17 protein-coding genes and 6 tRNA genes are annotated in these 16,949 nt (G+C 58.2%); 13 read left to right on the top strand and 10 right to left on the bottom strand.

The window, feature by feature from the left end; translation table 11 throughout:
* Positions 1-49: 49 nt before the first annotated feature.
* The 4 genes from rlmM to ACN0RV_RS09170 are packed head-to-tail and all read right to left on the bottom strand — an operon-like array spanning position 50 to position 3,047.
* Entirely contained in the window at positions 50-1,114 is a 1,065-nt protein-coding gene (gene rlmM / locus ACN0RV_RS09185) for a 23S rRNA (cytidine(2498)-2'-O)-methyltransferase RlmM (protein ID WP_417347323.1), read from the bottom strand.
* Positions 1,111-1,494: a DUF423 domain-containing protein gene (locus tag ACN0RV_RS09180; RefSeq protein WP_417347322.1), complete on the bottom strand. Its 384-nt coding sequence runs from the start codon at positions 1,492-1,494 to the stop codon at positions 1,111-1,113. The genes rlmM and ACN0RV_RS09180 overlap by 4 nt, the downstream gene beginning before the upstream one ends.
* Positions 1,491-2,111, bottom strand: coding sequence for an alpha/beta family hydrolase (locus ACN0RV_RS09175; RefSeq protein ID WP_417347321.1), 621 nt, complete (start codon positions 2,109-2,111; stop codon positions 1,491-1,493). The genes ACN0RV_RS09180 and ACN0RV_RS09175 overlap by 4 nt, the downstream gene beginning before the upstream one ends.
* Positions 2,112-2,120: 9 nt before the next feature.
* Positions 2,121-3,047, bottom strand: coding sequence for a transcriptional regulator GcvA (locus ACN0RV_RS09170; RefSeq protein ID WP_417347320.1), 927 nt, complete (start codon positions 3,045-3,047; stop codon positions 2,121-2,123).
* Positions 3,048-3,190: 143 nt separating this feature from the next.
* On the opposite strand from ACN0RV_RS09170, the gene ACN0RV_RS09165 reads away from it, so the two are divergent.
* Positions 3,191-3,418 (top strand): hypothetical protein, encoded by a 228-nt coding sequence (locus ACN0RV_RS09165; RefSeq protein ID WP_417347319.1) that lies wholly within the window; start codon positions 3,191-3,193, stop codon positions 3,416-3,418.
* Positions 3,419-3,471: 53 nt separating this feature from the next.
* On the opposite strand, the gene kdsA is transcribed toward ACN0RV_RS09165, so the two are convergent.
* The 6 genes from kdsA to hemA all read right to left on the bottom strand — a co-directional run bounded on the left by kdsA (position 3,472) and on the right by hemA (position 9,291).
* Complete coding sequence (kdsA, locus tag ACN0RV_RS09160; RefSeq protein WP_417347318.1) at positions 3,472-4,323, bottom strand: 3-deoxy-8-phosphooctulonate synthase; 852 nt, start codon at positions 4,321-4,323, stop codon at positions 3,472-3,474.
* A 27-nt stretch (positions 4,324-4,350) separates the two neighbouring features.
* Positions 4,351-5,598 carry a DUF819 domain-containing protein gene (locus tag ACN0RV_RS09155; protein WP_417347317.1) on the bottom strand — a complete coding sequence of 416 codons (1,248 nt, stop codon included), beginning with the start codon at positions 5,596-5,598 and terminating at the stop codon, positions 4,351-4,353.
* 102 nt (positions 5,599-5,700) lie between these two features.
* Positions 5,701-6,084 (bottom strand): SirB2 family protein, encoded by a 384-nt coding sequence (locus tag ACN0RV_RS09150; protein ID WP_028110455.1) that lies wholly within the window; start codon positions 6,082-6,084, stop codon positions 5,701-5,703.
* A complete protein-coding gene (gene prmC, locus ACN0RV_RS09145; RefSeq protein ID WP_417347316.1) occupies positions 6,084-6,929 on the bottom strand; it encodes a peptide chain release factor N(5)-glutamine methyltransferase in 846 nt (281 codons plus the stop codon). Before prmC ends, ACN0RV_RS09150 begins: the two co-directional genes overlap by 1 nt.
* 2 nt (positions 6,930-6,931) lie before the next feature.
* Complete coding sequence (gene prfA / locus ACN0RV_RS09140; RefSeq protein ID WP_417347315.1) at positions 6,932-8,011, bottom strand: peptide chain release factor 1; 1,080 nt, start codon at positions 8,009-8,011, stop codon at positions 6,932-6,934.
* Between the two features lie 29 nt (positions 8,012-8,040).
* Complete coding sequence (gene hemA, locus ACN0RV_RS09135; RefSeq protein ID WP_417347314.1) at positions 8,041-9,291, bottom strand: glutamyl-tRNA reductase; 1,251 nt, start codon at positions 9,289-9,291, stop codon at positions 8,041-8,043.
* A 145-nt stretch (positions 9,292-9,436) separates the two neighbouring features.
* Between hemA and lolB the strand changes: the two genes are divergently transcribed.
* The 12 genes from lolB (at position 9,437) to ACN0RV_RS09075 (ending at position 16,788) form a co-directional block, all read left to right on the top strand.
* Entirely contained in the window at positions 9,437-10,036 is a 600-nt protein-coding gene (gene lolB / locus ACN0RV_RS09130) for a lipoprotein insertase outer membrane protein LolB (protein WP_417347313.1), read from the top strand.
* Positions 10,036-10,887, top strand: a complete 852-nt coding sequence (gene ispE, locus ACN0RV_RS09125) for a 4-(cytidine 5'-diphospho)-2-C-methyl-D-erythritol kinase (RefSeq protein WP_417347431.1) — start codon at positions 10,036-10,038, stop codon at positions 10,885-10,887. Before lolB ends, ispE begins: the two co-directional genes overlap by 1 nt.
* 60 nt (positions 10,888-10,947) lie before the next feature.
* Positions 10,948-11,895, top strand: coding sequence for a ribose-phosphate pyrophosphokinase (locus tag ACN0RV_RS09120; protein ID WP_417347312.1), 948 nt, complete (start codon positions 10,948-10,950; stop codon positions 11,893-11,895).
* Positions 11,896-12,189: 294 nt separating this feature from the next.
* On the top strand, positions 12,190-13,932 hold the full coding sequence (gene ushA, locus ACN0RV_RS09115) for a bifunctional UDP-sugar hydrolase/5'-nucleotidase UshA (protein ID WP_417347311.1): 1,743 nt from the start codon (positions 12,190-12,192) through the stop codon (positions 13,930-13,932).
* Positions 13,933-14,149: 217 nt separating this feature from the next.
* Positions 14,150-14,746, top strand: coding sequence for an aminoacyl-tRNA hydrolase (gene pth / locus ACN0RV_RS09110; RefSeq protein ID WP_417347310.1), 597 nt, complete (start codon positions 14,150-14,152; stop codon positions 14,744-14,746).
* Positions 14,747-14,770: 24 nt separating this feature from the next.
* Complete coding sequence (gene ychF, locus ACN0RV_RS09105; RefSeq protein WP_417347309.1) at positions 14,771-15,862, top strand: redox-regulated ATPase YchF; 1,092 nt, start codon at positions 14,771-14,773, stop codon at positions 15,860-15,862.
* Between the two features lie 269 nt (positions 15,863-16,131).
* Positions 16,132-16,208 (top strand) — tRNA-Met (locus tag ACN0RV_RS09100).
* Between the two features lie 50 nt (positions 16,209-16,258).
* Positions 16,259-16,333 (top strand) — tRNA-Gln (locus tag ACN0RV_RS09095).
* 8 nt (positions 16,334-16,341) lie between these two features.
* Positions 16,342-16,418, top strand: a tRNA-Met gene (locus tag ACN0RV_RS09090).
* A 33-nt stretch (positions 16,419-16,451) separates the two neighbouring features.
* A tRNA-Leu gene (locus tag ACN0RV_RS09085) sits at positions 16,452-16,536 on the top strand.
* Positions 16,537-16,547: 11 nt separating this feature from the next.
* Positions 16,548-16,622: transfer RNA gene (locus tag ACN0RV_RS09080), tRNA-Gln, on the top strand.
* Between the two features lie 91 nt (positions 16,623-16,713).
* Positions 16,714-16,788 (top strand) — tRNA-Gln (locus ACN0RV_RS09075).
* The last annotated feature ends 161 nt before the right edge of the window (positions 16,789-16,949 follow it).

Raw genomic sequence — 16,949 nt, 5'->3', positions numbered from 1 at the left:
CGAACGCCATAAAAAAGGGGCCAACTGGCCCCTTTTTCATTGTCCATCCTCAGATGCGATACAGGTGGACGGTGATCTCTTCCCTGTCGTGGTAGAGATGCTTGGCCTGCAGGCCATAACGGACACCGGCCTTGCGCAGCATGGCGGTCATCTCAGCGAAACACTCCGCCACCGCCTGGTAGCGCTGTTTCATCGGCAGTTTCAGGTTGAAGATGGTCTCCTTGCACCAGCCCTCGATGATCCAGGTGGCCATCCGCGCCGCCACCTTATGGGGCTGATCCGCCATGTCACACACCATCCAGTGGATGCGTGGGTCTTCTGGGACAAACTTGAAGCCATCCTCGGGGAAGTGGGTCACCTGGCCGGTCTCCATCAGACTCTCTGCCATGGAACCGTTATCCACCGAAGAAACGAACATGCCGCGTCGAACCAACTGATAGGTCCAACCGCCTGGGCAAGCGCCCAGGTCCACCGCATACAGTCCGCCGTGCAGACGCTCCTCGGTCTCCTCCTCGTTGAGGAACACCAGGAAGGCCTCATCCAGCTTCAGGGTGGAGCGGCTTGGGGCATCGCCAGGGAACTTGAGCCTGGGGATCCCCATAAAGAAGGGGGAGCCGTTGTCGGAGCGGCTGTAACCCACATAGCCGTTCTGGTTATCGGTGAGGAACAGATGGATGCGTGGCATCTTCTCCCGCTCCTGGGCGGTCAGGATCCCCTGCTTGCGCAGCCCCTGACGCAGGGGCACGCTCAGCTTCTTACAAAACGGCAGCACCTGACGGTAGGCATCACCATCGGCGGACTCCACCCACAGCTTACCCGCCTTGGGCAGTGACTTGGCGTGAGCCAGTACCGCGCCGACGCGGTCACCCAGAGGCATGTCGGTGAGCTGCCCCACCACACAGAACCAGCTGCGGGCAAAGATCAGCCGGTGAAAGTCCAGTTCATGCATCAGCTTGTCGGCGTCACCATTTTGGTAACACTCAAACAGCACGAAGCCGGAGTCCTTCTCCAGACGGGGAAAGCCGTACACCTCCAGGGTAGCGGCGCTGTCCTGGATCTCTGCGGCGCACTCCTTCTCAAAGCCTGGGCGGCAATGCAGCAACAGGGTATTCATGACACTCTCTCCCAACGCCATACGGCGGCAAACAACAACATCCAGCCCACCATCAGCAGAATGCCGCCCATGGGGGTGATCAGCCCTATGCCCTTGGTACCGGCCAGCACCAGCGCATAGATGCTGCCGGAGAAGCCAAGCATCCCAAGCACCACCAGGCTGCCGGCCCAGACCAGCAGTCGGGAGCTGTTGCTGCGCATCCACAGGGCCACCGCCATCAGCAGCAGACAGTGGAAGAACTGGTACATCACCGCGGTATTAAAGCTCTCTACCAGGTGGGGCGGTGCCACCTTGGTGAGGCCATGGGCACCATAGGCTCCCAGGGCAGTGGCCATGGCACCACCAAAGGTCGCCAGGGCCATAAAGGCGCGTTTCATCATGGTTGTAATCCTAAAATAAAGGCCCGGCAGGCGGTGGCTGCGCTCTGGAGATTCTGCTCCTCGGTCACGCCACTGGCCTTCCTGGGTTTCAAACTGTGGTCACCATCGGTGACGTATTGCAGACGCACATGGTCTGGCAGGGCGATACCTTCAAGCTCACTCCGATTGCCAAAACTGTCCCGCTCCCCCTGGAGCACCAGAGTCGGCACCCGGCCCTCGGTCAGGGGCTCCAGTCGCCACTTGTCCGGCTTGCCCACAGGGTGAAAGGGGTATCCCAGGGCGATAACGCCCGCCACGGGGTTCTCCAGTGCCCAGGTGGCACTGACCCGGCCGCCGAGGGACTTGCCCCCCAGCACCAGGATGCGCTCTTCACGGCGGTACTCCTCGACCAGCTCGTCGAGGGCGTCCAGCAGGCGCGGCATTCTATCAGGGGGGCGGCGCTTGTTGGTAGCCCGAATGGTCTGCATATAGGGAAATTCGTAGCGCACCACGCAGAGATCCTCCCCGGCAATGCTCCTGGCCATGGTGTCCATAAAGGGATGATCCATGCCGGCGCCGCTGCCGTGGGCCAATAGCAGCCAATGGCGGGCGTCGCGGTTGCCATCGATTCTGACCATCACAACTCCTTAAATGTCGTAAGCCGGTGCCGGGATCGGGTCCGACTCGGTCTCCTGGCGGAAGGTCTCCACCATCCACTCACGGAACGCCGAGATCTTGCCGAGATCCGCCTGACTCTCCTGGCACACCAGGTAGTAGGCATTCTTGCTCGGCAGAACCTTATCGATGGGACACACCAGTCGGCCCGCCTCAATGTCCGGTCTGGCCAGCACCGAGTACCCCAGGGCCACACCATGACCGTGGATCGCCGCCTGCAGCACCAGGGAGGAGTGGCTGAAGATGGGGCCCTGACTCACATTGGGCAGTTCCACCCCGGCCATCTTGGACCAGGTCTTCCAGTCTCGGCGGGACATATCGTGCAGCAGGGTGTGGAGCTTCAGATCCTCAGCACTCTTGAGCGGTTTGGGGCCAGCGAGCAGCTGGGGGGAGCACACAGGCACCAGGGACTCTGCCCTGAGCATGTCCGCCCGAAGCCCTGGCCACTTGCCCCGGCCGTAGTAGATGGCCACATCCACATCGTCGGACAAGGATCCCTCATCCATATCCACCGCCTTAATCCGCACATCCACATCGGGATGAAGCTCGGAAAACTTGGCCAGACGGGGAACCAGCCACTGAATGGCGAAGCTGGGCGCCAGGCTGACGGTCAGGGAACCGCTGGCACTTCTGGCCAGCAGCCTTTCAGTGGCATCACTGAGTTGAGTAAAGAGATCCTTAATGTCCAGAAAATAGCTCTGGCCCTCTTCGGTGAGCAGTAAGGAGCGGTTTCTGCGCCTGAAAAGTTTTAATCCCAAAAACTCTTCCAGCGCCTTTATCTGGTGACTGATTGCGGCCTGGGTCACAAATAACTCTTCTGCTGCCCGCGTGAAGCTGAGGTTGCGGGCGGCCGCTTCAAAGGCCTTAACGGCGTTGAGCGGGGGCAGGCGGCGGGACATAGGGTTACCTCAAGGTTACCGGATAAGATTTTCTAATACCGAATATTATATTAAATCGTTTGTTATCACTATCCCACCCGGCTATTTTTCACCCCGTAGACGCACTGAATTTAACCTTCTTCCTGAAATCGATGAGGCCCGACATGACCACTTTAAGCCTGCTTATCCCCACCGTAGTTGCCGTTGCCATGCACAACCCCCTGGCCAAGCCTGAGGCGGTGGAGTTTAACCTCAACGACATTCATCAACAGATCGAACTACAGCTGGAGCAACAGGTTCAGCGGATGCAGGCCGAGCAGGCCACCATGGACGTGAGCGAGCCTATGGATGTAGCGACTCAGCCCGCTCCAAAAGCCACCCTGGCTGACTAAGACTCGCAAGGAAGAAGCCCTGTCGCCAAGGTCGGGCGACAGGGGCGACAGTGTCAGGAGATGGCCAGGTCAGGCTGAGACTTGATCAGGTCATCCAGGGCTTTCATCTGAGCCAGGAAGGGCTCCAGCACCGCCAGAGGCAGAGCGCTGGGACCATCGCAACGGGCCTTGTCGGGATCCGGGTGCGCTTCCAGGAACAACCCCGCCAAACCGGTAGCCATACCCGCCTTAGCCAGTTCCACCGTCTGATGACGACGTCCGCCGGAAGCCGCCCCCAGAGGGTCACGGCACTGCAGGGCGTGGGTCACATCGAAGATCACCGGCAAACCGCCGCTGCACTCCTTCATGGTGCGGAAGCCCAGCATGTCCACCACCAGGTTGTCATAACCAAAGTTGCTGCCGCGCTCGCACAGAATCACCTTGTCGTTGCCACACTCGTTGAATTTATCAACGATGTTCTTCATCTGCCCAGGGCTGAGGAACTGAGGCTTCTTGACGTTGATCACCGCACCGGTCTCGGCCATCGCCTGCACCAGATCGGTCTGACGGGCCAGGAAGGCGGGCAACTGGATCACGTCCGCCACTTCGGCCACCGGTGCACACTGATGGATCTCATGGACGTCGGTGATCACCGGTACCTGAAACTGCTCCTTGATCTCCTGGAAGATCTTCAGACCCTCTTCCATACCAGGCCCACGATAGGAGTGGATGGAACTGCGGTTGGCCTTATCGAAGGAGGCTTTGAATACATAGGGAATGCCCAGCTTGCTGGTCACCTCGACGTAATGCTCCGCCACCTGCATCGCCAGGTCACGGGACTCCAGCACGTTCATGCCGCCAAACAGCACGAACGGCTTGTCGTTGGCAACCTCCAGGTTACTCACTTCAATAGTGCGATTTTGCATAACAACTCTCTTTATGAATGGGGTGGTTTAACCACCCGCCAATACTTGCAATATCTGTCCGCTGAACCAGGCCATGTAAGTACCCACGGCGTAACCCAGCACCGCCAGCAGCACGCCCACAGGCGCCAGGCTGGGGTGGAAGGCACTGGCCACCACAGGGGCACTGGCCGCGCCGCCGACGTTGGCCTGACTGCCCACGGCCATATAGAACAGCGGGGCCTTAATCAGTTTGGCCATAAACAGCATCAGGCTGGCGTGCACCAGCATCCAGATGCCGCCCAGCAGGAAGTACACCGGCGAATCCAGGATCGCCTTGATGTCCATATGCATGCCGATGGTCGCCACCAGCACATAGATGAAGGCAGACCCCACCTTGGAGGCTCCCGCCTCCTCAAGCTTAGCCACTCGGGTCAGTGACAGGGCAATACCGACGGCGGTGGCGATCACGATCAGCCAGAAAAACTTGGAATGCAGGCTGTAGCGCTTCAGCTCCGGGAAGTTATCAGCAAACCAGGGGCTGAGGACGTCTGCACCCAGGTGCGCCAGGCCGGTCACACCGAAACCGATGGCCACGATGAAGATCAGGTCATTGAGGTGCGCCATACGGGCATTGTTGGCCTCCCAGTGGGACATCTTATCTTTGAGCGCCTCAATGGCGGAGGCATCGGCACCATTGGCGGCGTCGATCTCCTTGGCTTTACCCGCCATAAACAGCAGCACCGCCATCCATATGTTGGCGACAATCACATCCACGGCGATCATCGCCGAGAAGATGTTGTCCCCCACGCCATAGATCTCTTTCATGGCGGTCTGGTTGGCACCGCCGCCGATCCAGCTTCCCGCCACCGTGGTCATGCCGCGCCATACCGCTTCCGGGCCGTGTCCGCCCAGAAGCTCAGGGAACATGGCCGAGGTTACCAGTAGGGCGATGGGCGCGCCGATGACAATACCCAGGGTACCGGTGAAAAACATGATGATCGCCTTGGGTCCCAGACGGGCGATCGCACGCAGATCCAACTTCAGGGTCAGCAGCACCAGGGCTGTGGGCAGCAGGAAACGGGAGGCGACGTAGTAAAGGGTCTTATCATCACCGTCGATCACCCCAAAGCTGTTGAGCAGTGATGGGATGAAGTAACAGAGCAGCAAAGCGGGAACGAATCGGTAAAACCCCTGCCAGAAGGGGTGGCGGCTCTGGTGGGTGTAGAACACCGCCCCCAGCACCAGCATTAAAATACCCAGCACGGTGGCCGGGTTGGTGAACATTACCTGTTGCATAACTTCCTCGAATTATTTTTGTCACCGGTCTTAGCCGGCGTGTTTTTTATATCCTGGCCCCTGGGACCAGGAAAAAGATGGCGCCCCTGGGCGCCATCAAAATCAGCCCATCAGGATCGGAGTCTTGGTCATGGCCACCTTGGCGATCATGCCCAGCCACCCCAGAGCACCGAAGAAGGCAAGAACTCTCAATAGCTTACCCTTACTCTTCATGGCAAAGACGCCGAGAAGAATGTAGGCCACCAGACTCAGCAGCTTCTCGGTCAGCCAGGGGCTGGAACCTGGGTACTGGGCGATCAGGAAGCAGAGCGCTGCGCCGGAGAGCAGCAGCAGGGTATCCACAACATGGGGAAACACCTTAACCCAGCGACGGTTCATAAAGCGGGAGCCACTCATGCTCCAGATGAATCTCAGGGTCAACAGGGTCACGCTCATGCCGATCATCAGCATGTGGAAATGTTTGACTCCAGGGTAGAGTGCGTCCATTAAATCTCCTTGGTTGCCGCCATCAGGCGGCCAAAACTGAATCTTTCCCTTCCGGCCAGATCCTTGCCGGATCCGACCTCGGTGTAACCGAAATGTTCAAACAGGGCTCGAACCTGAGCAGCCTGATTGTAACCGTGTTCTAACACCATGGTGCCGCCATCATTGAGGAATTGGCGACCATTTTCAACAATATGGGTAATATCCACCAACCCATCCTCTCCGGAGGTGAGCGCGGACAGCGGCTCGAACCGCACGTCACCCTGGCTCAGGTGGGGATCGGCCTCTTCGATATAGGGCGGGTTGGAGATCACCAGATCGAAGCACCGCCCTTCGAGAGAGTCGAACCAACTGCTCTGGATAACCTCCACATCCAGCCCCAGGGCATCCCGGTTGGCCTGGGCCAGAGCCACCGCGTCCTCCTTGAGGTCGACGGCGGTGATGCGCCAATCCGGGCGCTCACTGGCCAGGGCCAGGGCGATGGCACCGGTACCTGTGCCCAGATCCACTACGGTGCTGCCCGGTTTCAGATCCCTTTCCAGGGCAAACTCCACCAGCGCCTCGGTATCCGGCCTGGGGATCAGGGTGCTGGGGTTGACCTTCAGCGGCAGGGACCAGAACTCCCTGCCCCCGGTGATGTGAGCTACAGGCTCGCCGGCTGCCCGGCGGCTCAGCAGGGCATCGAACTGAGTCTGCTGCTCCGGGGTCAGCTCCCGCTCAGGCCAGGTATAGAGGTAGGTTTTGGGGCGTTCCAGCACGAAGCAGAGCAGCAGCTGGGCGTCCAGTTGCGGCGACTCTCCCCCCTGCAGGCACCGTGCGCCATGGGCCAGTGCCTGATCCAGGCGCACCCTTACTCCTCCGCCAGAGCGGCCAGCATGTCCGCCTGGTGCTCCTGGAGAATGGGTTGTGCCAGGGCATCCAGATCCCCTTCGATCACCTCATTGAGGCGATACAGGGTCAGGTTGATGCGATGGTCGGTCACCCGCCCCTGAGGGTAGTTGTAGGTGCGGATGCGCTCACTGCGGTCACCGGAAGCCATCAGGTTGCGACGGGAGCTCTGCTCCTCATTGCGACGCTTCTCATCTTCCGCCGCCTGCAGGCGGGCAGCAAGGATGGACATGGCCCGGGCACGGTTCTTATGCTGGGAGCGCTCATCCTGACACTCCACCACCACCCCGGACGGGAGGTGGGTAATGCGGATGGCAGAGTCGGTTTTGTTCACGTGCTGACCACCGGCACCGGAGGCTCGGAAGGTGTCCACCTTCAGATCAGCGGGATTGATCTCAATCTGCTCCGCTTCCGGCAGCTCAGGCATCACGATAACGGTACAGGCGGAGGTGTGGATGCGTCCCTGGGACTCGGTGGCCGGTACCCGTTGAACCCGGTGACCGCCACTTTCAAACTTCATCACCCCATAGGCGCCGTCGCCGGACAGCTTGGCGATCACCTTGGAGAAGCCACCATGCTCGCCCTCGGCGGCGGACATCAGTTCGATGCGCCACCCCTTGGTTTCGGCATAACGGCTGTACATACGGAACAGATCACCGGCAAAGATGGAGGCTTCGTCGCCGCCAGCACCGGCACGAATCTCAATAAAGGCGTTGGAGTCGTCCTTGGGATCCCTGGGCAGCAGCAGGATCTGCAGCTCATCTTCCAGTCTCTCGCGGACCTCCTGGGCCTCCTTGAGCTCCTCTTCCGCCATCTCTTTCATGTCAGGATCGTCGAGCATCTCCTGGGCGGTCTCAATGTCTTCGCCAGCCTGGCGGTAGGACTGGAATGCCTTCACCACCTCTTCGAGCTGGGAGAACTCCTTGGAAAGAGCACGGAACCGATCTTGATCGGAGATCACATCGGGCTCGCCCAACAGCGCCTGAACCTCTTCATAACGCTCGAGCAAGCCCTCTAGTTTTGCAATAACGGAAGGCTTCATCTTTTCAACTTTAACAAATAACGCTGGCGCTAATTGTCGTTGATGCCAAGGGCCTTACGCAAGAGGTCTAGGGAATTCAGGTCGCCGGAGCGTGCTGCCTGGGACAATGCCTGAGTCGGGGAGTGGATCAATCTGTTGGTCAGCTTGTTGGCCAACTCGCTCAATACCTGCTCCGCAGAGGCTCCGGATTTCAGCTTGGCCAGGGAGCGCTCAAGCACCTCATCCTTGGTGGCCAGGCTCTGATCCCGGAACTGTTTCAGGGTGTCGATGGAGTCCAGGCTGCGCAGCCAGTCCATAAACTCTTCGGACTGCTCATCGGCGATCACCTCGGCCTGTTCGGCAGCCTCGAGGCGGGATTCCATGTTCTTCTGCACGATCCCCTGCAGGTCATCCACAGTGTACAGATAGGCATTTTCCAACTCACCCACCTCGGCTTCGATGTCGCGAGGCACTGCGATGTCTACCAGCAGCATCGGCTGTTGACGTCGCTGCTTCAGGGCGTTCTCCACCATCCCCTTACCCAGGATCGGCAGTGGCGAAGCGGTGGAGGAGATAACGATATCCGCCTGAGGCAGGCACTCGGGGATCTGAGGCAGGGTGACCACCCTGGCGCCAAACTCCTCGGCCATCCCTTCGGCGCGACTGACGGTACGGTTGGCCACAGTCATGGTGGTCACGCCCGCCTCCTTGAGGTGTCGAGCCACCAGCTCGATGGTCTCACCGGCGCCCACCAGCAATACATTGGACTTGGAGAGATCGTCGAAGATGTGTTTGGCCAGGTTCACCGCCGCAAAGGCCACAGAGACCGCCGAAGAGCCGATCTCGGTTTCGGTGCGGATCTTCTTGGCCACCTTGAAGGTGTGCTGGAACATACGGTCCAGAGTGTGGGACACGGTACCGTGCTGCTGGGCGTTGCCAAAGGCCTGCTTGATCTGTCCGAGGATCTGGGGCTCGCCCAGAACCAGGGAGTCCAGACCGGCGGAAACACGAAGCAGGTGTTTGACCGCTGCCTGGTTTTCGTGAAGATAGAGGCTGGCTCGCACCTCATCCTCTGGCAGGTTGTGGTACTCCACCAGCCAGTCCACCAGGGCTTCGCTGTCTACACGGTTGATGTAGAGTTCGGTGCGGTTGCAGGTAGACAGGATCACCGCTTCGCCAGTCGGCGTCAGCTTGGACACGCTTTTGAGGGCATCACCCAGGATATCCGGTCCAAATGCCAGTTTCTCCCGCAGAGAGACACTGGCGGTCTTGTGGTTGATCCCAATTGCTACTAACGTCATGGTTCTCCAGCTTAAACCCGAAATTTGAACATGGGTCGAGATTTGCGCAATTCTATGCGCAAACGCGCAACCTTGAAAGACGGTTGTCGACTCTAAACAATGGTTATGTTGCTGATTGTGGTACAGTGCACAAAACAGGTAATTTATGCTAAAACGCCGATATCACCCTTATTTCATACTCTTATTTTTAATGTGGTTGTCCGGCTGTGCCACTGCTCCCCCCGCATCCAGGGACTCCGCCTCACCATCAGATTTAACCCGTTGGCAACTCAAGGGAAAGCTGGCCATTATCCAGCCGGAAGAGCGACTTTCCGTCAATCTTCATTGGCAACATAACGGCAACCGCGACGATCTTAGACTGACCAACCTGTTTGGCTCAACCCTGATCACCCTTCAAGCTTCGGAAAATGGGGCCAAGATCCGTTACCAGGACAAAACCTACTCAGGCAACAACGCTTCTGAGCTGTTAGGACGCCTAACTGGCTGGGCAGTTCCCCTCACTGATCTTTCTCGTTGGATTCTTGGGCAGGGATCACAGGATGAGGGACAAACCATACTGGATGACAACGGCTGGCCAGCTCAGGTCACCCTGGTGTTGGATCCCAATCAGCCCCCCTGGCAGATGAAATATCAAGGATGGCAACAAATTGAGGGTTATCGCATCCCCAGAATGGTCAGCTTGCGCCAGGGGGACAACAGGTTAAAATTGGCGCTTTCTGACTGGCAACCGGAGCTTCCAAGGTGATGCCAACCCCAAGCCGTAACTGGCCCGCCCCCGCCAAACTCAACCTATTCCTTCACATCAATGGTCGCCGGGAGGATGGCTACCACGAGTTGCAGACCCTGTTCCAGATTCTGGATTTCGGAGACACCCTGCATTTCACCATCACCGACACACCGGATGTCAGCCTGAGTCCGGCGGTCGAAGGGGTGGCCGATGAAGACAACCTGATCGTTCGCGCCGCCCGTCTGCTGCAGAGGCACACAGGTTGCACTCAGGGTGCTCAGATAGAGCTTGAGAAGCGACTGCCCATGGGCGGAGGGCTGGGTGGCGGCTCCTCAGACGCAGCCACCACCCTGGTGGCGCTGAATGCCCTGTGGGGTCTGAATCTGGATGAGGATACCCTGGCAGACCTGGGACTGAGCCTGGGGGCCGATGTCCCGGTGTTTGTCCGAGGGCGTGCCGCGGTTGCCGACGGCGTTGGAGAGAAACTGCGCCCGGTTGACGTTCAAGAGCCCTGGTATCTGGTGATCGCTCCCGGAGTGGAGGTCTCCACTGCCGAGATCTTCGGCCACCCCAGGCTGATCCGGGATACCCCCAAGTTGGCCCAGCCAGAGCGCCGCCCCAGTCAGTGGCACAATGACTGCACCCCCGTGGTGTTGCAAAGCCATGGTCAAGTTGCAAACGCCTTGGGCTGGTTGATACAATACGCGCCGTCTCAAATGACCGGCACCGGCAGCTGTGTTTTTGGCACCTTTTCCACCCAGGAGGAGGCGCTGAATGCCTATGCCGATCTGCCCAATGAGTGGCAAGGGTTCGTTGCTCGCGGCTGCAACCGCTCCCCCTTGATGGGACGGTGTCAACAGCCCCTATAAAGAGCAGCAACCGGCGACTCCACACCCAAAACAAAATAAGCCTAGCCTGAGGTTAATACTGTGCCCGACATCAAGCTCTTTGCCGGCAACGCGACTCCCGAACTGGCCCAGCGTATTGCCAACCGTCTCTACTGCTCCCTGGGCGAGGCCGACGTAGGTCGTTTCTCCGATGGCGAAATCAGCGTCCAGATCAACGAGAACGTTCGTGGTGCTGATGTCTTCATTATTCAGTCCACCTGTGCCCCTACCAATGACAACCTGATGGAACTGGTGGTGATGGTGGATGCCCTGCGCCGCGCCTCAGCTGGCCGAATCACTGCTGTGATCCCCTACTTCGGCTACGCCCGCCAGGACCGTCGTGTTCGCTCCGCCCGTGTGCCAATCACCGCCAAGGTCGTCGCTGACTTCCTGTCCAGTGTTGGTGTTGACCGCGTACTGACCTGTGACCTGCACGCCGAGCAGATTCAGGGCTTCTTCGACGTTCCCGTAGACAACGTATTCGGTAGCCCTGTGCTGCTGGAAGACATGCGCGCCAAGAACCTGGACAACCCCGTCGTGGTTTCCCCGGACATCGGTGGCGTAGTTCGCGCCCGTGCAGTAGCCAAGCTGCTGGACGACACCGACCTGGCGATCATCGACAAGCGTCGCCCCCGTGCCAACGTGTCTCAGGTGATGCACATCATCGGTGACGTTCAGGACCGTGACTGCATCATCGTCGATGACATGATCGATACCGGTGGCACCTTGTGTAAAGCCGCCGAAGCCCTGAAAGAGCGTGGTGCCCGTCGCGTATTCGCTTACGCCACCCACCCAGTTTTCTCCGGCAACGCCCCTCAGAACATCACCAACTCCGTGATCGACGAAGTGATCGTCACCGACACCATCCCTCTGTCCGAAGAGATGCGTGCCACCGGTAAAGTGACTCAACTGACCATGTCCTCAGTGATGGCCGAAGCCATCCGTCGCGTCAGCAACGAAGAGTCCATCTCCGCGATGTTCGAGCATTAATCCGCTCACAAATTTCTAATCCGAAAAGGCGTTCCTCAGGAACGCCTTTTTTATTGTTCCTACAAAAATATTATTTAATTACCTACCCCATTGCGATCTTATGCGCACATTTCGGCAAGTAATTCAGTTCAACAACCATGGCGAATGATTGTCACATTACTGTAATGATACATTAGTGTTTCGGAATTCTTGCGAGTGTGATCTGGATCACCCAAGCGCGAATGCCATTAGTGATACCTTCCCACCAGCCAAGGTGGCGGAAAACTCATAAAATAAATCAATCGAGTATCCAGTATGATGAAATTGCAAAAATCCCTGATCGCGGTCTCCCTGCTGGCAGCCCTGTCTGCCTGTTCTGACTCCGACAACGACAAACCGGCTCCCGAAGTCTGCGGCGCTGACAACTGCACCAAGTTCACCATCCTTCACACCAACGACAACCACGGTCGTTTCTGGGAAAACGGCAACGGCGAATACGGCATGGCTGCCCGTAAGACCCTGGTCGACCAGATCCGCGACGAAGTGGAACGTGATGGCGGTTACTCCCTGCTGCTGTCCGGCGGCGACATCAACACCGGTGTGCCAGAGTCCGACCTGCAAGACGCCAAGCCCGATTTCATCGGCATGAACATGATCGGCTATGACGCCATGGCCGTGGGTAACCACGAGTTCGATAACCCTCTGGATGTTCTGGAAAACCAGCGCGACTGGGCTGAATTCCCCATGCTGGCTGCCAACATCTATGACGCCGATGGCGAGCGTTACTTCCAGCCCTACAAGATCTTCACCCTGGGTGATCTGCGCATCGCCGTGGTGGGCCTGACCACCGAAGATACCGTTAAGATCGGTAACCCCAACTACATCTCTAAGCTGACCTTCACCGACCCTAAAGAGGAGCTGAAGAAGGTTATCGCCGAGATCGAAGAGAACAAGAGCGCTGACCTGGTGTTCGCCACCACCCACATGGGCCACTACGCCAATGGCGACCACGCCTCCAACGCGCCTGGTGATGTCGCCCTGGCTCGCGCCATGGAAGAGGGCAAGCTGGCCGCAGTTATCGGCGGTCACTCCCAGAACCCAGTGTGCATGAGCGCCGATGGCAACAGCTACGACGCAGACTTTGCTCCTGGCAGCGACTGTAAGCCAGACCAGCAGAACGGCACCTGGATCATGCAGGCCCACGAATGGGGCAAGTACGTTGGCCGTGCTGACTTCGAATACTACGGCGGCCAACTGCACCTGGCCAGCTACAAGCTGCTTCCAGTGAACCTGGCCAAATACGAAGGCTGGAGCGTTGCGAAAGACGAACAGGGCAACATCATTCGTATCGCCGAAGAGATCAAACCTGACGCCTTCGTAAAAGAGACCCTGCGTCCTTATCAGGAAGCTGGCCAGGCTCAGCTGGACGTGGAAATTGGCTCCACTGACCTGACCTTCGTCGGCGGTGACCGCGATGTGGTCCGTGCCCGTCAGGCGGCCATCGGTCAGCTGCTGATCTCCGCTCAGCGCACCCATCCTCAAATCAACGCTGACTTCGGCATCATGAACGGCGGTGGTATCCGCGCCGACATCGAAGCCGGTGCCATCAGCTACCGTGACGTACTGACCGTACAGCCTTTCGGTAACGTGGTTTCCCGCGCCGCCATGAAGGGCACCGAACTGTCCACCTACCTGGCCTCTCTGGCCACCATCGAGGGTGCAGGCAAGAACGGCGGTTACGCTCACTTCAGCAACATCGAAATGACCGTAGACTGTGGTGAGAAGACCGTAGAGATCGAGAAGATCAACGGTGAAACCTACGATGCCACCAAAGAGTACACCTTCTCCATCCCAGACTTCAGCGCCGCAGGCGGTGACGGCTACCCGGTCATCGACGTGATCAACACCGGTCTGGTAGACGCAGACATCCTGAGAAGCTACGTGGAAACCAACTCTCCTCTGAGCTGGGCCGACTACGAGCCTCAAGGCGAGATCAAGTACGTGAACAACGACAGCGGTTACACCGGTGGTTGTGGTGCGGCTCCTGCAGCTGACTAACCTCCGCGGATAACGCGCACAGATTAAGGCGGCTCCTCGAGCCGCCTTTTTTGTTGCCTGTGGCGATAAATTGAGAACACCGGGGTCAAAGTGGTACACTGCGCTGCCTTTGCCCCCAGGCCGCGGCCCGGTAGGGTCATCGGCTGAAGGTGGAAGGGTTCGTTTCCCTTATCCAGGCACCTCCCAAGGTTTAATAGTTAAAAGAGTCCCAAAGACAGTGAGTAACGACATTAAGTTGATCGTCGGCCTGGCCAATCCAGGACCGGAATACAGCAAAACCCGTCACAACGCCGGCGCCTGGCTGGTGGAGGAGTTGGCCCGCATGCACGGCGTCACCCTGAAGGCGGAGAGCAAGTTCTTTGGGCTCACAGGCCGAATTCAACAGGGAAGCGCCGATCTGCGCCTGCTGATCCCGACCACCTTTATGAACCTATCCGGCAAAGCGATCGGGGCCATGGCCAACTTCTATGGCCTGGCGCCAGAGCAAATCCTGGTGGTTCACGATGAGCTGGACCTTCCCCCCGGCGTTGCCCGCCTGAAAAAGGGCGGCGGCCACGGCGGTCACAATGGCCTGAAAGACACCATCAGCAAACTGGGCAACAACAAAGAGTTCTACCGCTTGCGCATCGGCATCGGCCATCCGGGCGATAGAAACAGAGTAAGTGGTTACGTACTGGGCAAGGCGCCCGCTGCCGAGCAGCGCGCCATGGATGAGGCAGTAGACGAAGCGTCCCGCTGCATCGACATCCTGCTCAAGGACGGCATCACCAAAGCAATGAATCGACTCCATACATTCAAGGCCGAGCCGGCCTGAGCGTAAACAGAAAGGTTTTCCATCATGGGTTTTAAATGCGGAATCGTCGGCCTGCCTAACGTGGGCAAGTCCACCCTCTTCAATGCACTGACTAAAGCCGGTATCGAAGCGGCCAACTTCCCCTTCTGTACCATTGAGCCGAACACCGGCGTGGTGCCTGTGCCGGACAGCCGCCTGGATGCCCTGGCCAAGATCGTCAACCCCCAGCGGGTACTGCCCACCACCATGGAGTTCGTCGACATCGCCGGCCTGGTGAAGGGCGCCTCCACAGGCGAAGGCCTGGGTAACAAGTTCCTGGCCAACATCCGTGAAACCGATGCCATCGGTCACGTAGTGCGCTGCTTCGAGAACGACAACATCGTCCACGTGGCTGGCGGCGTAGACCCGGGTGCCGACATCGAGGTGATCAACACCGAGCTGGCCCTGGCCGACCTAGACGCGGTTGAGCGCGCCCTGCTGCGTCTGGGCAAGCGCGCCAAGGGCGGTGACAAGGACGCCAAGTTCGAGATCACCGTACTGGAAAAGGTGAAGCCCACTCTGGAAGAGGGTGGCATGGCCCGCTCCGTAGAGCTGGACGCCAATGAGAAGAAGGCGATCGACTACATGGGTCTGCTGACGCTCAAGCCCACCATGTACATCGCCAACGTCAATGATGACGGCTTCGAGAACAACCCCTACCTGGATCAGGTACGTGAAATCGCCACCAAAGAGAATGCCGTGGTCGTCGCAGTTTGCGCCGAGATCGAATCTGAGATCGCCGAACTGGATGACGAAGAGCGTGATGAGTTCATGGCGGATCTGGGCATCGAAGAGCCCGGCCTGAACCGTGTGATTCGCTCCGGTTACGAGCTGCTGGATCTGCAGACCTACTTCACCGCCGGTGTCAAAGAGGTACGTGCCTGGACCATCCCTGTTGGCGCCACCGGCCCTCAGGCTGCGGGTAAGATCCACACCGACTTCGAACGTGGCTACATCCGCGCCGAAGTGATCGCCTACGACGACTACGTCGAACTGGGTGGCGAAAACGCCGCCAAGGAAGCGGGTAAGAAGCGTTCCGAAGGTAAAGACTACATTGTAAAAGACGGCGACGTTATCCACTTCCTGTTTAACGTCTAATCACCCCGTCTGGCACAGACCGATTGAACGCCCCGCAACTGCGGGGCGTTTCTTTTTCCCGGCAAACCTCAGCTACACTTTCCCTCTGTTTCGGTCACCAGTCTGGTTAAGGAGCATTCGCTACCCGGCCAGTGGAAAACCGAATCGCTCATTTTGCAGTCGAACGATGCTTGCGGGCCCAAATCCGTGGAAAAAAGCGGTTGACCCAATCCGCGGTTCTACGCATAATACGCCCCGCTTCCCACGATGGGGAGAGAAAACAAAACGATGGCTACGTAGCTCAGCTGGTTAGAGCACAGCACTCATAATGCTGGGGTCGCAGGTTCAAGTCCCGCCGTAGCTACCATCTCCTCTTGAGATGGATAGAGACATCTCTTAAGGTTTGTTTTCATCTGTTGGGCTATCGCCAAGCGGTAAGGCAGCGGGTTTTGATCCCGCCATTCCCAGGTTCGAATCCTGGTAGCCCAGCCATTTTTCGTGGCTATGTAGCTCAGCTGGTTAGAGCACAGCACTCATAATGCTGGGGTCGCAGGTTCAAGTCCCGCCATAGCCACCATTATTTCGTTGCCCGCAACGACATAACTCCTGTGCGGGAGTGGCGGAATTGGTAGACGCGCCAGATTTAGGTTCTGGTATCGCAAGGTGTGAGAGTTCAAGTCTCTCCTCCCGCACCATTTAATTCAGTTGGGCTATCGCCAAGCGGTAAGGCAGCGGGTTTTGATCCCGCCATTCCCAGGTTCGAATCCTGGTAGCCCAGCCATATTAATAAAATGGCTAGAGATAATGGGTTTCCCCCATGAGATTCATGTCATTTTAAAGTGGTTGCCTCAGGCACCCATGACACAATTTGTTGGGCTATCGCCAAGCGGTAAGGCAGCGGGTTTTGATCCCGCCATTCCCAGGTTCGAATCCTGGTAGCCCAGCCATCTTTCAAAGAACCAGCCGAGTGCTGGTTTTTTTGATTCCGGCATCTACCCCAGGTTCGAACCGGGTAGCCCAGCCATCTTCATTAAAACCTGCTCTTCAGCAGGTTTTTTTGATCCCGGCGTCTACCCCCAGGTCTGAACCCAAGGGCGTATTGCCCCCA

Source organism: Ferrimonas sp. (assembly GCF_048263965.1).
GTDB lineage: Bacteria > Pseudomonadota > Gammaproteobacteria > Enterobacterales > Shewanellaceae > Ferrimonas.
This window is presented reverse-complemented; position numbering and strand designations above follow the sequence as displayed.

Coding starts and splice junctions, on each gene's coding strand:
- rlmM (WP_417347323.1), bottom strand. CDS start 1,114: ATGAATACCCTGTTGCTGCATTGCCGCCCAGGCTTTGAGAAGGAGTGC.
- ACN0RV_RS09180 (WP_417347322.1), bottom strand. CDS start 1,494: ATGATGAAACGCGCCTTTATGGCCCTGGCGACCTTTGGTGGTGCCATG.
- ACN0RV_RS09175 (WP_417347321.1), bottom strand. CDS start 2,111: ATGGTCAGAATCGATGGCAACCGCGACGCCCGCCATTGGCTGCTATTG.
- ACN0RV_RS09170 (WP_417347320.1), bottom strand. CDS start 3,047: ATGTCCCGCCGCCTGCCCCCGCTCAACGCCGTTAAGGCCTTTGAAGCG.
- ACN0RV_RS09165 (WP_417347319.1), top strand. CDS start 3,191: ATGACCACTTTAAGCCTGCTTATCCCCACCGTAGTTGCCGTTGCCATG.
- kdsA (WP_417347318.1), bottom strand. CDS start 4,323: ATGCAAAATCGCACTATTGAAGTGAGTAACCTGGAGGTTGCCAACGAC.
- ACN0RV_RS09155 (WP_417347317.1), bottom strand. CDS start 5,598: ATGCAACAGGTAATGTTCACCAACCCGGCCACCGTGCTGGGTATTTTA.
- ACN0RV_RS09150 (WP_028110455.1), bottom strand. CDS start 6,084: ATGGACGCACTCTACCCTGGAGTCAAACATTTCCACATGCTGATGATC.
- prfA (WP_417347315.1), bottom strand. CDS start 8,011: ATGAAGCCTTCCGTTATTGCAAAACTAGAGGGCTTGCTCGAGCGTTAT.
- hemA (WP_417347314.1), bottom strand. CDS start 9,291: ATGACGTTAGTAGCAATTGGGATCAACCACAAGACCGCCAGTGTCTCT.
- lolB (WP_417347313.1), top strand. CDS start 9,437: ATGCTAAAACGCCGATATCACCCTTATTTCATACTCTTATTTTTAATG.
- ispE (WP_417347431.1), top strand. CDS start 10,036: ATGCCAACCCCAAGCCGTAACTGGCCCGCCCCCGCCAAACTCAACCTA.
- ushA (WP_417347311.1), top strand. CDS start 12,190: ATGATGAAATTGCAAAAATCCCTGATCGCGGTCTCCCTGCTGGCAGCC.
- ychF (WP_417347309.1), top strand. CDS start 14,771: ATGGGTTTTAAATGCGGAATCGTCGGCCTGCCTAACGTGGGCAAGTCC.